The following is an 18,064-nucleotide window of genomic DNA, read 5'->3' on the forward strand; positions in this document are numbered from 1 at the left end:
ACATGTCCTTCCTGAAGCGATTCGTCGCCAATCGTGGCGCGGCCGTCGGCCTCGCACTGCTGCTGCTGGTGATCCTGATGGGCATCCTTGCCTCGACGCTCTATCAGGATCCGCCGTGGATGATGGTGGGCGAGCCGCTGCTGGGCCCGTTCGCCGACGCCGCGTATCCGCTGGGTACCGACATGCTTGGCCGCGATATCGCGGCGGGCCTCGCCTATGGTGCGCGGGTGTCGCTCATGATCGGCGTGATCTCCACGCTGGTGGCCGTACTGATCGGCATCGTGGTGGGTGCGCTGGCGGGCTACCATGGCGGCCGCGTGGACAATGCCCTGATGCGGGGAACAGAGTTCTTCCAGACCATTCCGCAGCTGGCCATGGCACTCGTCCTGGTGGCGATCTTCAAGCCGTCGCTATACTCGATCGTCGGGGCCATCTCCATGGTGTCGTGGCCACCGGTGGCGCGCCTGGTGCGATCCGAGTTCATGACGCTAAAGCAGCGGGAATTCGTGCAGGCCGCCATCGTGATCGGCCAGAAGCCGGCGCGGATCATTTTTACCCAGATCCTGCCCAATGCCGCCTCGCCGATCATCGTGACGGCCTCGCTGATGACCGCGACGGCCATCCTGACCGAATCGGCGTTGTCGTTCCTCGGGCTGGGCGACCGCAATCTGATGAGCTGGGGCTTCATGATCGGCGCCGCGCGCACGATGCTTCGAGAAGCGCCGTGGATGAGCCTCTGGCCCGGCATCGCCATCATGCTGACGGTGCTGGCCATCAACCTGATTGGTGAGGGGCTCAACGATGCCCTCAACCCTCAACTGCGCAAGCGGGGAGCTTGATACCGTGGCCATAGGCAATCCAGACCAGGGCGCCGCCCTGCTGTCCATCCGCGGACTCAGTATCCCGCTTCCGGCAGGCGGCGACCGCCAGTATGCCGTGCGCGACGTGTCGTTCGACATCCACGCCGGCGAGATTCTCTGCATCGTCGGCGAATCGGGATCGGGCAAATCCATGAGCGCCAACGCCATCATGGGCTTGCTGCCCGCCTATCTGTGTCCGCGGCAAGGGGAGCTCCTGCTGCACGGTAAGAATCTGCTGGGCATGGACGAGAAGACGCTGCGCGGCATGCGCGGCAAGGACATGGCGATGATCTTTCAGGAGCCGCTGTCGGCGCTCAACCCGCTGCAGCCGGTGGGAGAGCAGATTGCCGAGGTCATGCGCGTCCATGGCGCCCATCCCGGTCCGGCACGCAAGGCGCGCGTGCTCGAACTGCTCGAATTCGTCGGCTTGCCGGATCCGGCAAGCCTGTTTCATGCCTGGCCGTTCAGTCTTTCGGGTGGCCAGCGCCAGCGCGTGATAATTGCGATGGCGCTAGCGCTTGAGCCGGCGCTGCTGATCGCCGACGAGCCCACCACGGCGCTGGACGTCACCACGCAAGCGCAAATCCTGGCGCTGATCGCCCGCATCCAGCGCGAGAAAGGCATGGGTGTCATGTTCGTGACGCACGATTTTGGCGTCGTAGCCGAAATCGCCGATCGTGTCGTCGTGATGGAGAAGGGCCTGCTGGTCGAGGAGGGTACGGCCGACCAGGTGCTGAACCGGCCCCGCCATCCCTACACGCAACGGCTGATCGCCAGCGTGCCGTCGCATCGGCCGGGCGATCGCGAAGACAATGACCCGGCCGACGCAGCGAGCGGATATCCGGTGCTGCGCGTCGAAGCGCTGCGCAAGACCTATGTCAGTCCGGGCGGGTTGTTTAAACGCAAGCGCGTGGTCGAAGCCGTCAAGGACGTGAGCTTCTCGGTCGGCGCCGGCAAGACGCTGGGTATCGTCGGCGAGTCGGGTTCCGGCAAGTCCACGATCGGCAAATGCCTGCTCAAGCTGACCGGAACCGACGGCGGAGGGATGTATTTCGATGGGCGCGACATCGCCCCGTTGAGCGAGCGGGAGTTCCGGCCGTTACGCCGCCATATCCAGATGATCTTCCAGGACCCGTTCGCCTCGCTCAATCCGCGCCATACGGTCGGGCGCATCCTCTGCGATGGTCCGCTCGCGTGCGGCGTGTCCCGGGAACAGGCGCTGGCCAGGGCGCGGGAGCTGTTGCAGCTCGTCGAGCTCGATGCCTCGGCATTCGACCGCTATCCGAGCCAGTTCTCCGGCGGCCAGCGCCAGCGCATCGGTATCGCGCGGGCGCTGGCGATGGAGCCGCGGCTGATCGTCGCCGACGAATCGGTCTCGGCGCTCGATGTCTCCGTGCAGGCGCAGGTGCTGCGGCTGCTTCGAGACGTGCAACAGCGCCTCGGCATCGCGCTGGTCTTCATTACCCACGATCTGCGTGTGGCGGCGCAGATTTGCGATGCGGTGCTGGTCATGCACCGGGGCATCGTGGTTGAACAGGGCAGCCCTGCCCAGATATTCGAGACGCCCCGGCATGCCTACACGCGCCAGCTCATGGACGCGATGCCGGGGCGTGACTGGGATCCGTCGCCTGCCAGGCAGACGGCCGCGCAGGCCGAGGCGCAGGCAGACGCGATGGAGACCATCCGATGACCATCGCCGAACCGGATCTCGCCCTCGCCACCGCGCTGTTCGACCGCTTGCACGAACAGAGTTTCGACGGCGTTGGTGTCACGCGAGACAGCTACGGCGCCGGCGAGCAGCGGGCGCACCAGCTTGTCGCCGACGCCGCCCGCGCGCTCGAACTGGAGGTGGCGACCGATGCGGCGCTCAATCTCTATCTGACATTGCCGGGCACGGATCGCGGCGCCGCGGCGGTCATGACGGGTTCGCATCTTGACTCGGTGCCGCGCGGCGGCAATTTCGACGGTGCCGCCGGCGTTGTCGCCGGTCTCGCCGTGCTCGCTGGCTGGCGCAAGGCGGGCTTCGCGCCGCGTCGCGATGTCACCGTGGCCGCAATCCGCGCCGAGGAGAGCGCGTGGTTTCCGGTGTCTTATGCCGGGAGCAAGGCCGCCTTCGGACTGCTGGAGCCGCAGGCGCTCGACAGCGTGCGTGCCGACACCCGCCGCAGCCTGGCCGACCATCTGCGTGAAGCGGGCGGGCGGCCGGACGACATCCGCGCAGGCCAGGCGCATCTGCGCGCCGAGCGCATCGATTGTTTTGTCGAACTCCATATCGAGCAGGGACCGGTGCTGCTGGAGGCGGGCGACGTTGTCGGCATCGTCACTGGCATCTGCGGCAGCCAGCGCTACCGGCACGCCCGCGTGCAGGGGGCCTATGCGCACTCCGGCGCGACGCCGCGCAGCCATCGCCAAGATGCCGTGGTCGCGGCCGCAACGCTGATCCACGCGCTGCAACAGGACTGGATCGCCCTGGAGGCGCAGGGGCATGAACTCACGCTGACGTTCGGCCGTTGCATGACGGACCCAAAGCAGGCCGATTTCAGCAAGGTCGCCGGCCTGGTCGAGTTCAGTATCGACATGCGTTCCCGCAGCCGCGACACGCTCGACCTGATGGATGCGCGGGTACACGCCGCTGCCGCAGGCATTGGCGCACAGTACCGGGTGCAGGTCGATCTCGGGGCCCCGTCGGCCAGTGCCGCGGCGCAGATGGACCCGTCGCTCCAGCACGCCCTGCTCTGCTCGGCGAGCCGGGGCGGCGTACGCGCGCGCGCCATGCCCAGCGGCGCGGGACATGACGCGGCGCTGTTTGCCGGCCAGGGCATACCGGCTGCGATGATCTTCGTACGCAATGCCCATGGCAGCCACAACCCCGACGAGTCGATGGATCTCGCCGATTTCGCCGTCGCCACCCGACTGCTGGCCGGCGCATTGGCAGCGCGTGCAGGCTAGGATGCCTGCGGCACAACCCGCATCGCAATTCACAGCACAACCCATGCCTGATTCCATGCAACACCCATGCCAGTCTGCCTGATTACCCAGCCCATCCACCCCATCGGCGCGGAGCGCCTGCGTGCCGCGGGCTTCGAGGTACGCCTGGGCCAGGCCGGTGACGAAGCCGCTCGCATCCGCGAAGTCGCCGGCGCCGACGCCGTGATCGTGCGCGAAGGCCTGACAGCCGAAATGATCGATGCCGCACCGCGGCTCGCGGTCATCAGCAATCATGGTACCGGCACCGACAAGATCGCGGTCGCGCACGCGCATGAGCTGGGCATCCCGGTGGTGTCCACGCCCGACGCCAATATCGGCGCAGTGGCCGAACACACGCTGATGCTGATGCTGGCGGTTGCGCGGCGGGTGCCGCTGGCGGATGCGGCCACGCGGCAGTCCGACTGGCGCTACCGATACGCGGCACCGATGCTCTCGCTCCATGGCAAGACCCTCGGCGTGATCGGCTTCGGCCGCACGGGACGCCTGGTCTGCGACATGGCGCGCGCGGGGCTCGGCATGCGCGTGCTGGTGTGGTCGCCCAGCGTGCAGACGTGCGAGGTCGAAGCGCACGGCGCTACGCGGGTATCGACGCTGCCCGAACTGCTTACGGCGTCCGAGGTCGTCTCGCTGCACCGCCCGCTGCGTGCCGACACGCGCCACACCCTCGATGCGAATGCGCTGCGCAGCATGAAGCCGCGCGCCATCGTCGTCAATACATCGCGCGGCGGGCTGATCGACGAAGCCGCGCTGGCCGCGGCGCTAAAGGAAGGCCGGCTGTTCGGCGCCGGGCTGGACGTCTTCGCGCAGGAGCCGCTATCCGCGGCATCCCCGCTGGCCGGGCTCGACAACGTCGTGCTGAGCCCGCACCTGGCCGGCTCCACCGAGGAGGCGCTGCATGCCACGGCGCTCCAATGCGCCGAACAGATCATCGACGTGTTCGCGGGGCTGCAACCGAAACACCTTCTCGACGCGCGCGTGTGGGTGCACAGGCGCGTTCCCGTTATCACGCCATCCAAGGAAATCCAGTAATGAATTCCCCCGTTTGCAAGCTGACGCAGGGCACCATTCCCCTGGTGGTCTCGATTCCGCACGGCGGCGAACTGTTGCCCGACGCGTTCGCCGCGCAAATGCAAGACGTGGCGCGCGTGCGTGCCGATACCGACTGGCATCTGGGGCGTCTCTACGCGTTCGCGACAACGCTGGGCGCGTCCGTCGTGGCAGCCAACTACTCGCGCTACGTGATCGACGTGAACCGCCCCGCCAACGGCGAAAGCCTCTATCCGGGCCAGAACACCACGGCGCTTTGCCCACGCGACACATTCCTGGGCGAGCCGCTGTATCCCAATCCCGAGGCCCCGTCCTCTGCCGAGATCGCGGACCGTATCCGCGATTACTGGAATCCGTATCACAGCACGCTGGCCGCCGAGATCGCGCGCCTGCGCCAAGTGCACGGGCACGTGCTGTTGTGGGAAGCGCACTCGATCGCCAGCGTGCTGCCCCGCCTGTTCGCGGGCCGCTTGCCTGATCTGAACATCGGTACCAACAGCGGTGCCAGTTGCGCGCCGGCGCTGCGCGAGGCCGTCATCGCCGCCGCGTCGGCCAGTCCTTTCTCGTGGGTCGCCGACGATCGTTTCAGAGGCGGGCATATCACGCGGCACTACGGCCAGCCGCAGCGGGGGGTGCATGCGGTGCAACTCGAAATGGCGCAGGCCATCTACATGGATGAAGCGGCACCGTTCGGCTATCGTGAAGACTTGGCCGCGATGCTGTGGCCGACACTGCGCGACATAGTGGGGGGGCGCGCTCGCGGCAATGGCAACGCTGCGGCCCGTCGCGGCCGACACACAGATTTGACACCTCGCTCGCGCCCGAGGGGCGGCGTGGATCCGCCGCCCGATAGCGCGCTTCTTCCGTCGTCACGGGATCCTCTTGCCGTTACCGCGCTTGTGCCTTGGCGCCACCTTGTATGCCAGCCGTTAGCAGGCCTCCCGCCATACCCCTGAACCTTCGCCAGATCGAGGTCTTCCACGCGATCATGGTCACCGGCTCGCTGAGCGAGGCCGGGCGCATGCTGTGCGTGTCACAGCCAGCATTCAGCCGTGTGCTGGCAACCGCGGAAAGCCGCCTGCGGTTCCTGCTGTTCGAACGGGTCAAGGGACGGCTGCAGCCCACGCCGGAGGCGCGCCGGCTGTTCGAGGAAGTCGAGGTCATCCTCAAGGGCGTCGCCCAGTTCAATGCGGTGGCCAGCAGCCTGGGCGAACAAAACGAGGGCAAGCTGTCGATTGTCTCTAGCCCGAGCTACAGCGAATGGCTGATGCCGCGCGCCATCCAGCGCTTCCGGCTGCGGCATCCCGCCGTTCGTGTCCACTACCGCCCCATGCCGTTCGACGCCTTGCTGCCGTTCGTGGTGCAGGGGCACGCAGACCTCTGCATTGCATCGATGGCGCCGCCCGACGGCGCGAATCTCCGGACCCGGGAAATCGGCGAGGGGCGGATCCTGTGCGCGCTGCCCAGGGGACACGCGCTAGCCCGAACTTTGAGCGCGCGGCGCGCATAATGCTTTGATTTCTCACGGTTATGTGCGCGCGAGCGAGGCGATTACTGGGTACAGGCGACGGGGCTGACGTTGAGCAGACGGAAGGCCTTTTCTTGAATGGGCGTCGGCCGCGTGATCATGACGAGCTTCGCTTGCGGATTGAGCGGTGTGTGACAGACGTTGTACGCGAGCGTGGCTAGATCATCGAGCAAGGTGCGAAAGCTATGGACCGGCAAGCCATCCTCACTAAGCCTGGTGGCGTCCTTGGCTTTCGCCTGATCCGAGCGCCGTGCCTTGGCCACCGGCGAAGGCCGGGCCGCACAGCGCGAGTTCGACGTATTCATCGTCAAACAGCATCGGCTTTAGCGTTTCGCGCATGTGCCACTCGACGTAGTAAGCGAGCATGCACAGAAAGACGTGAGCGCGCACGCGCGCGGGCGTTCCAATGGAACACGGGGGCACCTGCAGATCGACCGTCTTGAGCGAACGGAAGGCCCGCTCCACGACTGCCAGCCCTTTGTAGGCCGCCACGGCCGCCTCAGCCGGCAGATCCGTTGCCGGCAGGCTCGTACGCACCACATACAGGCCATCGAGTGCGGCCTCCTGCTGAATCTGTTCGGCCTTGCGCTCCCAGGTGAAGCTCGAGTCGGTGATGCTCAGCTCGAAGTGCTTGCCCCATCCTGAAGTGATCGATGACGCGGCCCACGCGCAGGGCAATCGCCTCGGTGCCCTTGAGCCGGTTGCGCGCACGCGTGGTCGCGTCGGTAATCTTCATCAACTCGGCTTCGGTGGGCCTGCAGCAGCGCCTCGCGTTTGCGGCTGCGCTCCTCGGCCAGTAGCGGATTGCGACACACGATGAGCCGCTCGCCGGGGAACGCCTCGCTGGTCACCTCCAGCAGGTTGCGCTCATCGAATAGCGACGGCTGGAAGGGTCCCTTCTCATGGGCAAGCGCGGCCATCTGCGGCGCGCGCAGGCTGCTCACCCAGTCCAGGCCAGCCGGGCGCAATATCGTATCGATGCGCGCCTGCGTCAGCATGCCCCGGTCGCCCACCCACGCGAGCTTCTCGATGCCATAGCGGTTCTTGAGCTTGTCCACCTGCGAGGCCACGGTAGCCGGATCGGCGGTGTTGCCAGCGAAGACTTCGACTGCGACTGGACAGCCCTCAGGCATGCACACCAGGCCGAACACGATCTGGGGATCGTCGCGCTTGCCATCACGGCTGTAGCCGTGGGCGGCAAGTTCGCAGCAACGTATACCTGGTGGCAAACCAAAACGGTGGGTTTCTCTGCAGCACTGTGCCGGCGATCCACAGGATGAAGCCAGGCAGCACGGGGCCCGGCATTCCGGGGATTCATCCGGTGATCTTCGACGAGGAAGGCAAGGAACTGCCGGGTGGGTCTGGCAAGGCAGGGAATATTTGCATCCGTAATCCCTGGCCGGGCGTGTTGCAGACGGTCTGGAAGGATCCAGATCGATACGTGAGCCAGTACTATGCACGCTATTGCAAGGACCCCAAGAGCAAGGACTGGCGGGACTGGCCTTATCTGGCCGGTGATGGCGCGATGCAGGCCGCGGATGGCTACTTTCGTATCCTCGGTCGCATTGACGACTTGATCAACGTCGCCGGCCATCGCCTCGGCACCAAGGAAATTGAGTCTGCTGCCCTTCTTGTGCCCGATGTTACTGAGGCGGCTGTGGTTCCGGTCGCGGACGAACTCAAGGGCAAGGTGCCCGACCTCTACGTGTCGCTGAAACCGGGGCTGGCCCCTTCCGCGAAGATCGCGAATAAGGTTTCGGCATCCGTGGTTTCCCAGATCGGTGCAATCGCGCGGCCGCATAGAGTCGTCATCGTTCCCGACATGCCCAAGACCCGCTCGGGAAAGATCATGCGGCGCGTACTTGCGGCGATCTCGAATCAGCAGGACCCCGGCGACGTGTCCACTCTCGCCAATCCGGAGGTCGTTGAGCAGATCAAGGAGCTGGCTGCGCAGGGACGGTCAGGCTAGTCGCAGGTCGCACACAACGACGGTTAAACCGTTAAGCACCGGAACGCAACGCCGACCGCACGTATGGGCTCGGGATGCTCAAAACTCAACATCCAGTTCATCAATTTCCTCAGGCTCCCGCTGCGCCGCCTCGATCCACTCCTGCATCTCCGGCAGCGCCATGATCGTGCGGCAATAGTTTTCCGATACCTCATCGAGCTTGACCTCGTAGGTGCGAAACCGGGTGACGACCGGTGCGTACATGGCATCGGCCATGGTGCGTGCGCCGAACAGATAGGGCCCACCGTAAGCCGAGAGGCATTCGCGCCAGATGGCGGTGATTCGATCGATATCGCTCTGGGCGCGCGACCAGACTTTGAATCCGGGGTGGTGGGCACGCAAGTTCATCGGTAAGGCTGCGCGCATGGCGCTGAATCCCGAATGCATCTCGCCGCAAATCGCCCGACAGTGGGCACGAGCAATGCGGTCCTCGGGCAGAAGCGCAGCCTCTGGTCGCACTTCGTTCAGATACTCGGCAATGGCCAGGGTATCCCAGACTACGGCACCGTCGTGTTCCAGGCGCGGTACCAGCGTCGAGGGCGAAAGTAGCGAGAGTTCCGCGCGGCTGGCCGCGTCCGTCATCGGCACCAGGATCTCCTCGAATTCCAGCCCGCTGAATTTTGCCAGCAGCCAGCCGCGTAGCGACCAGGCGCCATAGTTCCTGCTGTTGATGGTCAGGGTTGTCCTTGACATGGCGAACTCTAAGAGATAATGGAGTGACTTAGTGATATCGATGCAACGCCATGCATATCGCTGCGTGGCTGCCGATATGCGTTCTGTGAGTCACCCCATGATTTACCAGGCGTACCAGCTGCTGGCCGACCTGATGGCCCCATTGCAGGCCGCGACCGACGCCGCAGCCGCTTCCTGCACGGCGTCGCCAATACCTGCGTCCGGGCCCCAATTCGCGCCGGAGTGGTGCGCGCTCCTTGAATGGAGCGCGCTCGTGCGCCTGCGCCACGAGCGGCCGCCCTTTGGCATCCACGCGGCCTGGGTCGACGGTGGCAGCGTCGCGGTGAGCGAAGAGGTGGTGCTCGCCACGCCGTTTTGCTCCCTTCTGCATTTTAGGAGGGACATTGCGCCCGGACAACCGCGCGTGTTGCTGATTGCGCCCCTGGCGGGCCATTTCGCCAGCCTGCTGCGAGCGACGGCGGCCACGATGCTGGCTGACCACGATGTCTACCTGACCGACTGGCGTAATGCGCGCGACATCCCCTTGTCCTGCGGGCCCTTCGGCTTCGACGACTTCGTCGCCCAGTTGATCGGTCTTCTCCGCTTTCTCGGTCCAGGCACGCACGTGGTGGCGGTCTGCCAGCCGACGGTGGCCACCCTGGCCGCCGTCGCGCTGATGGCCGAAGACGGCGATCCGGCGCTGCCGCGCAGCGTGACGCTGATGGCCGGGCCGATCGATGCCCGCGTCAATCCGACCCGCATCAATGAACTGGCGGTGCGCACCCCACTCGCCTGGTTCGAGGCCAACCTGATCGACACCGTGCCGGCCCGCTTCGCGGGGGCAAGGCGACGCGTCTACCCAGGCTTCGTGCAGGTGTGCGCCTTCCTCTCCATGAATCTGGATCGTCATATTGCTTCGCTGATCCATGCCTACCAACACAAGCTGGATGGCGAGACGGCCAAGGCCGAGGCGATTCGAGCCTTCTACACCGACTATTTTGCGACGATGGACCTGCCGGCCGAGTTCTACCTCGAGACCGTGAATCGGGTGTTCCAGCAGCACGTCCTGCCGCGCGCCTGCTTGACGGTGGCGGGGCGGCGCGTGGACCTGCGCGCCATCCGGCGCACGGCACTGCTGACAATCGAGGGGGAAAACGATGACATCTGCGCGGTTGGGCAGACCGAGGCGGCGCAGGAGCTGTGTAGCGAGCTACGGTCTAATCTGAAATCCCACTATGTGCAAACCGGTGTCGGGCACTACGGCGTGTTCGCCGGCCGGCGTTGGGCGACGCAGGTCTATCCGCTCCTGCGCAAGATCATCCATGAAACGGAACAGCGCTGCGTGGAGGCCGCTCAGCCGGTGCCCGGCTGATGGCAACGCGCGGACCCACCCTCCCCGTCCCACATAAGGGGGAAGCACCAGCCCACGCATGCTTGTGGCGCGCCGCAATGCCGCTGCTCAGGTCATGCGCAGCCTGCGTCTGCCCAGGGCCGGAAATATTGCGAATCCACCATGTGCCCCGGGTGCGTCATCACCAGGCCGGCATGTTTTCCTGGCGGCCCCTGGGTCAGCTACTGCCGCTGGCTTGCATCGACGTCAGGCCTTGGCGCTGCGCGACGCCTGGTCAACGACCTGCTTTGCAGCCTTGGACGTCGTGTTGCTCGCAGTGCCGAGGATCTGTTCTGCACCTTCGCCCGCTTGCTTCGCGGTCTGGTACATCGACTCATACATTTTATTGGTGGCAGCGATCACCGAGGCCAGCGCGCCCACCGCGCCTTCCGAACCGGCTGGTGCGCTGCTGGCGAGATCATCGACCAACTCCTGCATGCGGCGATTGTACGCTTCGGACTGCGCCTCGGTCACCTTGGCGAACTCGGCCTGGGTAGCCGCCCCGATCTCGCGCAGGCGGCGATTGTAAGACAGCACCTTCTCGCTGATGGGTTTCATCATGCCGGCCTGTAGCGCGAGCCACTCCTGTGGGTCTTTGGCGGACAACGCCATCTGCGAGTTCTCCTGCGCCTCAGTCAACGTCGACTTCATGACTTCCAGATTCAGCTCAACGAGTCTCTCGAAGCTTTCGAGGGCATTGTTTGCCAGGCCGAACATCACGGCCACGTTTGCCTGTTGTGTGGCGGTGAATTGTTCGGGGGGAAACGCGTTCATCATGCACTCCTGAAATTGGCCGGGTGCCCCTCCTGCTGCCGGACGGCCATGCTTGTGTGATTGCCCGGCGTCGACATCAGCGTGAGCGCGTAACGTGCGATCCGGGACGTCCCTGACAAGGAGGGATATTGCCAGTTCATGTCAGACCCGATCCATTCAATATCGCCTCTCCCGTATTTGCAAGGCACGAGTTTTTTAACGCTTTTTCGCCAGGTGTTGAGTACCGCCAACTCCCGATGGTCTTGACCAAGGTGTCCGCGCCGCTCTGCTGTCAATGATTCCCCGCGCGACTCCTCCATTTCCCCGTGATTCTCCATGAATTGACGTGAGGCCTTCGGCACCTATACTTAAACTGGGTGATGGGCATATGGAAGCAATCGATGAGGGCCTCGGCGGTTCCGATGTTTCGCGCCAGTTGGCGTGAAATGGTGAACGGTTCTGGAGACCCCCGCATTTGGCAGACAAGGAGGACAACATGTTCACGCATGTTCTGCTGGCAGTCGACGGCTTCCCGCGAACGCTTCACTCAGGAGGCACAGCAAGAGTCGGCTAAATATCTTCAGAGGATCGCGGGTGAGGCAAACGCCGCCGGCGTGACATGCGACACCGTCTATGCCGTCAGCGATCACCCATACGAGGCCATCATCAAGACCGCCGAAGATAGAGGCTGCGACCTGATCGTGATGGCGTCCCATGGACGGCGCGGTGTGCAAGGAATTCTGATCGGCAGCGAGACCCTCAAGGTGCTGACCCACAGCAAAATCCCCGTGCTGGTGTACCGCTAGACGTCATGGCATCGAGACCTGTGTTCGACTCATCGGCGCAGCAACTCGATGCGCATTGAGTCCATTGGCCATAACCCGTCGGGGGATGGCGAACCCGTCGGAATAGCGGTGTTCACTACCACCGTACGGAAGAAGGAGAATCCGCCATGGAACTGCTCGTGGAACAAGTTGATGTTTGGGTGGCGAGCATTCCAGACAAACCAGGCGGCGTGGCCGTGGCCTTGGCTCCGTTACGCGATGTGGGGGCCGACCTACAACTGATCATTGCGCGGCGCAGTCCAGGAAAAGGAGCCTTATTCGTCACACCAATGCAGGGTGATCGAGAAATCGTGGCAGCAGCCCTGGTGGGATTCAATGTGATGCAGACGCTGCACTGCGTTCGTGTCATGGCAATCAATCGGCCGGGCATTGCTGCGGCGTTGACCGGGAAGCTCGCCGAAACGGGTATGAATCTCCGCGGTTTCTCTGCGTCGGCGATCGGGACGCAATTCGTCGCCTATGTGGCGGTCGATTTGAAGGCGGACGCCAACAAGACGACCGAGGTGCTGGAAGCCGCTTGACGCCTCCAGACCATGGTTTCCGATGAGGGGTATCCCTATGAAAAACGCCGAACAGACGTTCTTCGCGACCAAAACGGTGCCACCCAGCAGGCAGGTCGATTTCAATGGCCGTTGGGTCAACGAGTTGGGGTCGGCCATGCGGATAGTAGTCAGCGCGGCTGCTACGATTACCGGCACATATACCAGTGCAGTGAGCGAGACCGGTTTGCCAACGCCCGAGATGCAGTTGTCTGGAACGGTGGCCGGTGATCTGATCTGTTTTACAGTAAATTGGGGAGAATCCATTACCACCTGGGTCGGCCATGGCGTCCTTGATAACGGGGAAGCACGTATTCTGACACTCTGGCAAATGGTCCTGGCAGTTCCCGATGAGGTCAAGCCCGGTCACCAGTGGAAAACCGTGATGGCGGGTGCCGATGAGTTTAGGCCGGCCCCATGACGCCCGCCGGCCGCACAGTCGGCGCGCGTCAGCCCGCTCAACACAGTCTCGATGGCCGCTACCTCAGACCAGTACGTGACGCGTTTCGACGAAAAAGCGATGAATCTGCCTTTCTATATGCGGGTCGACCATCGCCTCCGGCCAGATTCCGTTTGGGCAGGCCAGTCGTGGCGTCGTTCCGAACAATCGGCAAATCAACGGGCGCTCGGCATACACCTGGCAACGGCGCTGTCACGTTGAAGGTCACGGGCCGCAACTTCGGTAGGCGGCCTAACTACTCCCAAGGCAGCGAACGGCTTTTGGGCGATGCCAGTGAAAATACGCCGCGAGTCGAACCGCGCGGCAAGCTGCTTTCGATAGAGCGAAGCGCGCAGCAGATGTCGCTTGAGCGCAAAGTGTGGGCGGATGGGACCGAAGATCGAGAGAAAAGCCTGCGTGCGCTCAAGCAGGCGGAAGCCACACATGCGCCGCTCGCGTTCACGGGTGGGCTGGTGGCTGTTTTCGGCGCGGTTGTTCACGCGGGCGCTGGCCTTCACGAACACGTGTTTGACCCGCGCGAGCTCGGGGATCTCGGCCTAACGTGACACCCATTAGTCGGCCGAAGTCAAGGTACAAATTCTCCCCATCGCCGGATTGGCATGACGATGATCATTTTCATCGTCATGCCAATCCGGCGAAATCCCTTCCGTTATCCTGTCGCGGCTGCCTGCAGGGAGCGGTATCGCATCCGTTTTCTCGCGGCTGGTTGCGAACCGGATCGCACCAGACACCCATCGGGATCAAGCGATCGGCGATGAATTGCCGATCGCCCTGGCGGCGGTGCCGCCCCAGAGAAACGTTGGTGCCAGACAAGGTCCAATGGGTTTCAGAACCGTGGCTGTTGCCTGCACAACGTCAGTCAAGCGTGGCTCATTGTCTAGGCGACCCGGTTATCTGCAAACAGGAGGCGCGGCAAAGGGAAGACCCTATCAGCGCCATGGCTTTTCACCAGTCGCGATATTGGGCTCGTTCCCCTTGCACCGCCTCTTAGCCAAAGCAGCGGGTTACGTCAAATGGCTTGTGCTCCCGAAGCATGTGATAGGAGGTGCGCGCCAGCTCGTGCGCCGGCGCCTTGATCGCGACAATCCCGTTACGTGCGCGTTTCTTGCGCTCGTAAAAGCGCCTGGCTTCCGGGCACGAGCGCATGGCGAAGTTGGCCGCCTCGACAAATGCCCACGCCAGATACTTGTTGCCGTTCTTTGTGTTGCCTTCGCCTTGCTTCCTGCTGTTGCTTTCGCGCCGGCTGTCCACACAGCGGCAGTACGAACTGAAATCACCAACCTCGGTGAAACGCGAGATGGTTCCGGTTTCCAGCATGATCGTCGTTGCGAGAATCGGACCAATGCCGGGCACCGAGTTCAGCAACACGTAGTCAGGTTGCAGTTTCACCCGCTCCATGAGTCGCTTCTCGAGGATTCCGATCTGCTCCTGCAAGGTTTGCATCACCGCCAGATTGGCCAGCATCGCGAGCGCTACATCCGGTGCAAAGCCGAATCCGCTGACCTGTGTCTGATCCAATCGCTTGACCCGTTCAACCCGCATCTGCCCACCCGTGTGGCGTGAGAACAGGTTCTCGATCGCGAGGATCTTCGTTCGACACTGCACCAGTTGCATGCGCGCGCACCAGACGTTCTTCTGCTGGATAAATGTAGCCTTCTGGCAATAGCCCCAGACGCAGGAGTTGTGCGAGATGGGCTGCATCCGCGAAGTCCCGCACTATATTTCAGCCCCTCGTACTGCTTGATCGCTGCGGGGTTCGCCAGATGCACTTGATAGCCATCTTTCATCAGGCCATCGACCAGCACGTGGCTTCGATTCCCACCCCCCACCAGCTCTTCGCGGTGCGGTGCCAGCGCGGCCCGAATCTGGACCGGATCGTTTGGTAACCGCCGCTGGCAAATAACCCGGTCAGCTTCATCGCTGACCACAACCACACTGTTGTTCGAGTGCAGGTCGATTCCACTAAACTTGTTCATACGGGCCTCCTGTGCGTCACGTCGGTGTTTGCACCTCGACTCTACGCCAGCCGTTCGACCCAAACGGAGGGGAGGCCGGCTATATGATTATCAGAGCCGTCGACACTAGAGTATTGAGGTCAGCGGGGTCCAAATCGAGATTCTCATTTGCACTGAAGCATCAAGGCGACGATTTCATGGGGGCTGAGCATCTTCGTGTCCTGCGAAGGGGAACCGCCCCCGCAAACCTATAATCAGTAGGCACACGCATACGCCCTCTCGGCGGAAAGACAATGTCCCCATGCGTCAGCCCGTGCCCAACGGACCGTCAACCGTTTTGTATGGAGGTGTTCCATGACCACCTATGTCATCCTCAGCACTTTATCCCCTGATGCGTTCAAAGAGCCCAAGGACCTGAAGCAGATCGCCGCCACGGTTGCGGAAAAGATCAAGGCCGAATGCCCTGCGGTTACCTGGAAAGACAGCTTTCTCACCCTCGGTCGGTTCGATGTGGTGGACATCGTTGAATCGAATGACCTGGCGCAACTCGAAAGGGCGGCATTAATCATTCGCGCCTACGGACATGCAACCACCGAGACTCTACAAGGGACCCCGTGGAAACAGTTCATCGCAACGCTATAGCGGCCGCAGGTCGTATCTGTGCGCGCGGGAAGCGGGCTTCCTGACCGGAGCCGATCTCGCCATCAACGGCGGGCAGCGCCTACAGTGACATGGTCCGGTCCGTGGGAATACGCCGCCCCCCGGCTTGCAGTCGGTCGGTCGCTGGGCAGGAGCGAGGTGACCTACCTATGCAAATTGCCACGGTCTGCCGACATCGCCTATAGTTGGCTTGGTAGTGTTGCATTCGATTTAACGTGTCTGAAAGACTTCTCGGATGCGCGTGGGCGGATGAACTCCTAGCAGCACCACTTTGTGCTGACGCGTGTTGGCGTCCAAAGCCTTGCGTGTCCGATGGCCCGCCTGGTATCAGCGATGCCACCCCGTTCCTCCGATCGGCTAGCAACAATATGCCACGATAGGAGAACTCGTCACTTCCGGTCGGAAACGACTGTTAGACAAGTGATTTGCGGACAGGACGCCGACGCAGACGGTCATTGCCGGGAGGAGACATATATGTTCAAGCATCTCTTGGTGCCGACCGATGGGTCCCCGCTCTCCGAAGCCGCGATTCGGATGGCGGTGACGCTCGCTAAGGGATTCCAGGCCAAAATCACGGGATTTCACGCCATCCCGGAGTACCGCATCTTCACCCATCGGGTCGACATGCTGGAGGATACCCAGGAGCGGTTCGCGCAGATAGCCGAACAGCATGCGGAACATTACCTGGGGAAGATCGCGCAAGCCGCGAGGGAAGCGGGGGTGCCATGCGACACGATCCACGTGACAAGCGATCACCCCTATGAGGCGATCATCCGCGCCGTGGAGGAGCGGAACTGCGACCTCATTGTCATGGCCTCGCACGGTCGAGCTGGCGTGCAGGGTCTGCTGCTCGGCAGCGAAACCCAGAAAGTCCTGACCCATAGTACGATCCCGGTCCTCGTGTACCGCTAACCGGTGCAGCCGGATCCCAAAAAGCCATGCCGCGCATGGTGTCCATTCTGATCTGTCCCGGACGATCACCTTGGAGCGAGAGAAATGCGCGCAGAGCTGGGTTCACGCCGTCATATGTTCAAGCAGCCTCGAGGTCTCGTGGCCCGACAGCGCCGGCAGGACATCTCAACTGTGTGATGTTACAGAGCCTGGATAAAGGCTGTAGCGGTCAGGGCTTTCGTGCCTCACGTCTGACGCGCTCAAGGTATTTCCCTGATGCGGCGTCGATCCGCACGGTGTCTCCCTCCTTGATGAACTGGGGAACGAGAACCTCCATGCCGTTCTCGAGCGTGGCCGTCTTGAAGGTAGAGGTTTCGTGCTCGCGCAACCCGGGCGGCGTGGAGACGACTGTCAAGTCGACAGCCGGGGGAAATGCGATAGTGACCGGCTCGCCCTCGTAAAGCTGCACCGGGATCCGCATATTGGGCTGGAGAAACCTTTCGTATGCGCCGATGGTTACCGTGGGCAGACTGATCTGGTCGAAGGTGTCGGGATTCATGAAGTAGAAGGCGACGCCGTCGGTGTATAGATATTCCATCTCCTTATGTTCGAGCGCGACGTCCTCGAGCTTGTCGCTCGGGTGTAGCCGCAATGCCTTGGCATGATTGGTCTTCAGGTTCTTGACCTTGGCGAACACCGCGCCACCCTGCTGCCCGCCGCCGGCGTGGTGCTCGGCGCTGGCGACGCTGTGGAGTTCGCCGTCGAGCATGATGACCATGCCCGCCTTCAGTCCGGAAGCTTCGACCATTTGCTTGCCTCCGCCCGGTCGGGAGGATGACGGTATCAGCCTAGCACTGCGGCGGGGCTTCGACAACCGGCCGCGGCAACGGCAACGGCAACGCAATCAGGCTGATTTGGACCAGGCCATCGCGGCACTGAGCGCCCCACCCTATGCAGGCCTCGGCCGCATCAGGTCAGCTTGACTGCGTTACGGAATCAACACAAAATGCACGCCCTGTGCCTCCGGACATCGCGTCACACGAAGGTTGGTGAATCGGTCCCGCGCCTGAATTCGCGTGGCGACCGGCGCGGCGAAATGCGCTGTCGGAGAACTCGGGAAAAGGGGTCATGAGACGCTTTCGACTTGTCCGTCAACTTGTATTCTGCATGTATCGCATTCAGCACCGCGGTAATGTCTCTCCCGTGGCTGGCGGCGTTGCCGAAGTGCATAATGTTCTCGTTGCGGCCGGATTTGTCGGGCTCGTGTCTCTGCGGGCCAGGCACGCTCATTCTCACGCCGTTGTCCACGATCTCGGCGATGCAACGAACGCCGCTGCTAACTTGTTCCGGAAGTCGTGACGCGTTGAGAATTCAGGGACGAAGGAAGCCTGGAGATGTTTTTTTTGCACCAACCCGGTTGGCCGCGCAGTAGAAACGGCGACGCCCGGCGAGTTGGCAACGATCCTGC

17 protein-coding genes and 3 pseudogenes are annotated in these 18,064 nt (G+C 63.0%); 13 read left to right on the forward strand and 7 right to left on the reverse strand.

What is annotated here, in order from left to right; all coding sequences use genetic code 11:
- The first annotated feature begins 2 nt into the window (after positions 1–2).
- The 6 genes from ACZY0R_RS43035 (at position 3) to ACZY0R_RS43060 (ending at position 6,405) form a co-directional block, all read left to right on the forward strand.
- On the forward strand, positions 3–839 hold the full coding sequence (locus tag ACZY0R_RS43035; protein ID WP_488867913.1) for an ABC transporter permease: 837 nt from the start codon (positions 3–5) through the stop codon (positions 837–839).
- On the forward strand, positions 802–2,550 hold the full coding sequence (locus tag ACZY0R_RS43040; RefSeq protein WP_488867915.1) for an ABC transporter ATP-binding protein: 1,749 nt from the start codon (positions 802–804) through the stop codon (positions 2,548–2,550). Before ACZY0R_RS43035 ends, ACZY0R_RS43040 begins: the two co-directional genes overlap by 38 nt.
- On the forward strand, positions 2,547–3,809 hold the full coding sequence (locus ACZY0R_RS43045; RefSeq protein WP_488867917.1) for a Zn-dependent hydrolase: 1,263 nt from the start codon (positions 2,547–2,549) through the stop codon (positions 3,807–3,809). Before ACZY0R_RS43040 ends, ACZY0R_RS43045 begins: the two co-directional genes overlap by 4 nt.
- A gap of 66 nt (positions 3,810–3,875) precedes the next feature.
- Entirely contained in the window at positions 3,876–4,877 is a 1,002-nt protein-coding gene (locus tag ACZY0R_RS43050; RefSeq protein ID WP_488867919.1) for a hydroxyacid dehydrogenase, read from the forward strand.
- On the forward strand, positions 4,877–5,851 hold the full coding sequence (gene hutG / locus ACZY0R_RS43055; RefSeq protein ID WP_488867921.1) for an N-formylglutamate deformylase: 975 nt from the start codon (positions 4,877–4,879) through the stop codon (positions 5,849–5,851). Before ACZY0R_RS43050 ends, hutG begins: the two co-directional genes overlap by 1 nt.
- The gene (locus tag ACZY0R_RS43060) at positions 5,815–6,405 is read left to right on the forward strand and encodes a LysR family transcriptional regulator (protein WP_488867923.1); all 591 of its coding nucleotides are present in this window, start codon (positions 5,815–5,817) and stop codon (positions 6,403–6,405) included. Before hutG ends, ACZY0R_RS43060 begins: the two co-directional genes overlap by 37 nt.
- A gap of 225 nt (positions 6,406–6,630) precedes the next feature.
- On the opposite strand, the gene ACZY0R_RS43065 is transcribed toward ACZY0R_RS43060, so the two are convergent.
- Both ACZY0R_RS43065 and ACZY0R_RS43070 read right to left on the reverse strand, forming a co-directional pair.
- Positions 6,631–7,101: a transposase gene (locus ACZY0R_RS43065; RefSeq protein WP_488867925.1), complete on the reverse strand. Its 471-nt coding sequence runs from the start codon at positions 7,099–7,101 to the stop codon at positions 6,631–6,633.
- Entirely contained in the window at positions 7,041–7,652 is a 612-nt protein-coding gene (locus ACZY0R_RS43070; protein ID WP_488867927.1) for an IS1634 family transposase, read from the reverse strand. Before ACZY0R_RS43070 ends, ACZY0R_RS43065 begins: the two co-directional genes overlap by 61 nt.
- A 47-nt stretch (positions 7,653–7,699) precedes the next feature.
- Between ACZY0R_RS43070 and ACZY0R_RS43075 the strand changes: the two genes are divergently transcribed.
- Entirely contained in the window at positions 7,700–8,392 is a 693-nt protein-coding gene (locus ACZY0R_RS43075) for an AMP-binding enzyme (RefSeq protein ID WP_488867929.1), read from the forward strand.
- 78 nt (positions 8,393–8,470) lie between these two features.
- On the opposite strand, the gene ACZY0R_RS43080 is transcribed toward ACZY0R_RS43075, so the two are convergent.
- A complete protein-coding gene (locus tag ACZY0R_RS43080) occupies positions 8,471–9,124 on the reverse strand; it encodes a glutathione S-transferase family protein (protein ID WP_488867931.1) in 654 nt (217 codons plus the stop codon).
- 97 nt (positions 9,125–9,221) lie between these two features.
- Between ACZY0R_RS43080 and ACZY0R_RS43085 the strand changes: the two genes are divergently transcribed.
- A complete protein-coding gene (locus ACZY0R_RS43085; RefSeq protein WP_488867933.1) occupies positions 9,222–10,475 on the forward strand; it encodes a polyhydroxyalkanoate depolymerase in 1,254 nt (417 codons plus the stop codon).
- A 225-nt stretch (positions 10,476–10,700) separates the two neighbouring features.
- Here the strand turns inward: ACZY0R_RS43085 and ACZY0R_RS43090 are convergent, their stop codons facing one another.
- Complete coding sequence (locus tag ACZY0R_RS43090; RefSeq protein WP_488868043.1) at positions 10,701–11,267, reverse strand: phasin family protein; 567 nt, start codon at positions 11,265–11,267, stop codon at positions 10,701–10,703.
- A 509-nt stretch (positions 11,268–11,776) separates the two neighbouring features.
- Here ACZY0R_RS43090 and ACZY0R_RS43095 point away from each other — a divergent pair.
- From ACZY0R_RS43095 to ACZY0R_RS43105, 3 genes and pseudogenes are all read left to right on the forward strand, one after another.
- Positions 11,777–12,052 (forward strand): annotated as a pseudogene (locus ACZY0R_RS43095) (universal stress protein); the annotation flags it as partial.
- Positions 12,053–12,198: 146 nt separating this feature from the next.
- Positions 12,199–12,612 carry an ACT domain-containing protein gene (locus ACZY0R_RS43100; RefSeq protein WP_488867935.1) on the forward strand — a complete coding sequence of 138 codons (414 nt, stop codon included), beginning with the start codon at positions 12,199–12,201 and terminating at the stop codon, positions 12,610–12,612.
- Positions 12,613–12,649: 37 nt separating this feature from the next.
- On the forward strand, positions 12,650–13,051 hold the full coding sequence (locus tag ACZY0R_RS43105; protein ID WP_045239538.1) for an avidin/streptavidin family protein: 402 nt from the start codon (positions 12,650–12,652) through the stop codon (positions 13,049–13,051).
- A gap of 287 nt (positions 13,052–13,338) precedes the next feature.
- Here the strand turns inward: ACZY0R_RS43105 and ACZY0R_RS43110 are convergent.
- Positions 13,339–13,626 (reverse strand): annotated as a pseudogene (locus ACZY0R_RS43110) (IS6 family transposase); the annotation flags it as partial.
- A 451-nt stretch (positions 13,627–14,077) separates the two neighbouring features.
- Positions 14,078–15,066, reverse strand: a pseudogene (locus ACZY0R_RS43115) (IS110 family RNA-guided transposase).
- 333 nt (positions 15,067–15,399) lie between these two features.
- Here ACZY0R_RS43115 and ACZY0R_RS43120 point away from each other — a divergent pair.
- On the forward strand, positions 15,400–15,687 hold the full coding sequence (locus ACZY0R_RS43120) for a GYD domain-containing protein (RefSeq protein ID WP_006161436.1): 288 nt from the start codon (positions 15,400–15,402) through the stop codon (positions 15,685–15,687).
- A 492-nt stretch (positions 15,688–16,179) separates the two neighbouring features.
- On the forward strand, positions 16,180–16,617 hold the full coding sequence (locus tag ACZY0R_RS43125; protein WP_488867938.1) for a universal stress protein: 438 nt from the start codon (positions 16,180–16,182) through the stop codon (positions 16,615–16,617).
- A gap of 208 nt (positions 16,618–16,825) precedes the next feature.
- Here ACZY0R_RS43125 and ACZY0R_RS43130 read toward each other — a convergent pair whose 3' ends face one another.
- Positions 16,826–17,404, reverse strand: a complete 579-nt coding sequence (locus ACZY0R_RS43130) for an elongation factor P (RefSeq protein ID WP_488867940.1) — start codon at positions 17,402–17,404, stop codon at positions 16,826–16,828.
- Positions 17,405–18,064: the final 660 nt, after the last annotated feature.

The sequence above is a fragment of the Cupriavidus sp. F041 genome, from assembly GCF_057814235.1.

What these genes read in the sequence shown, in the direction of transcription:
- ACZY0R_RS43090 (WP_488868043.1), bottom strand. Translation starts at nt 11,267, where the DNA reads ATGAACGCGTTTCCCCCCGAACAATTCACCGCCACACAACAGGCAAAC.
- ACZY0R_RS43085 (WP_488867933.1), top strand. Translation starts at nt 9,222, where the DNA reads ATGATTTACCAGGCGTACCAGCTGCTGGCCGACCTGATGGCCCCATTG.
- ACZY0R_RS43060 (WP_488867923.1), top strand. Translation starts at nt 5,815, where the DNA reads ATGCCAGCCGTTAGCAGGCCTCCCGCCATACCCCTGAACCTTCGCCAG.
- ACZY0R_RS43080 (WP_488867931.1), bottom strand. Translation starts at nt 9,124, where the DNA reads ATGTCAAGGACAACCCTGACCATCAACAGCAGGAACTATGGCGCCTGG.
- ACZY0R_RS43105 (WP_045239538.1), top strand. Translation starts at nt 12,650, where the DNA reads ATGAAAAACGCCGAACAGACGTTCTTCGCGACCAAAACGGTGCCACCC.
- ACZY0R_RS43045 (WP_488867917.1), top strand. Translation starts at nt 2,547, where the DNA reads ATGACCATCGCCGAACCGGATCTCGCCCTCGCCACCGCGCTGTTCGAC.
- ACZY0R_RS43040 (WP_488867915.1), top strand. Translation starts at nt 802, where the DNA reads ATGCCCTCAACCCTCAACTGCGCAAGCGGGGAGCTTGATACCGTGGCC.
- ACZY0R_RS43100 (WP_488867935.1), top strand. Translation starts at nt 12,199, where the DNA reads ATGGAACTGCTCGTGGAACAAGTTGATGTTTGGGTGGCGAGCATTCCA.
- ACZY0R_RS43035 (WP_488867913.1), top strand. Translation starts at nt 3, where the DNA reads ATGTCCTTCCTGAAGCGATTCGTCGCCAATCGTGGCGCGGCCGTCGGC.
- ACZY0R_RS43130 (WP_488867940.1), bottom strand. Translation starts at nt 17,404, where the DNA reads ATGGTCGAAGCTTCCGGACTGAAGGCGGGCATGGTCATCATGCTCGAC.
- ACZY0R_RS43075 (WP_488867929.1), top strand. Translation starts at nt 7,700, where the DNA reads ATGAAGCCAGGCAGCACGGGGCCCGGCATTCCGGGGATTCATCCGGTG.
- hutG (WP_488867921.1), top strand. Translation starts at nt 4,877, where the DNA reads ATGAATTCCCCCGTTTGCAAGCTGACGCAGGGCACCATTCCCCTGGTG.
- ACZY0R_RS43050 (WP_488867919.1), top strand. Translation starts at nt 3,876, where the DNA reads ATGCCAGTCTGCCTGATTACCCAGCCCATCCACCCCATCGGCGCGGAG.
- ACZY0R_RS43120 (WP_006161436.1), top strand. Translation starts at nt 15,400, where the DNA reads ATGACCACCTATGTCATCCTCAGCACTTTATCCCCTGATGCGTTCAAA.
- ACZY0R_RS43125 (WP_488867938.1), top strand. Translation starts at nt 16,180, where the DNA reads ATGTTCAAGCATCTCTTGGTGCCGACCGATGGGTCCCCGCTCTCCGAA.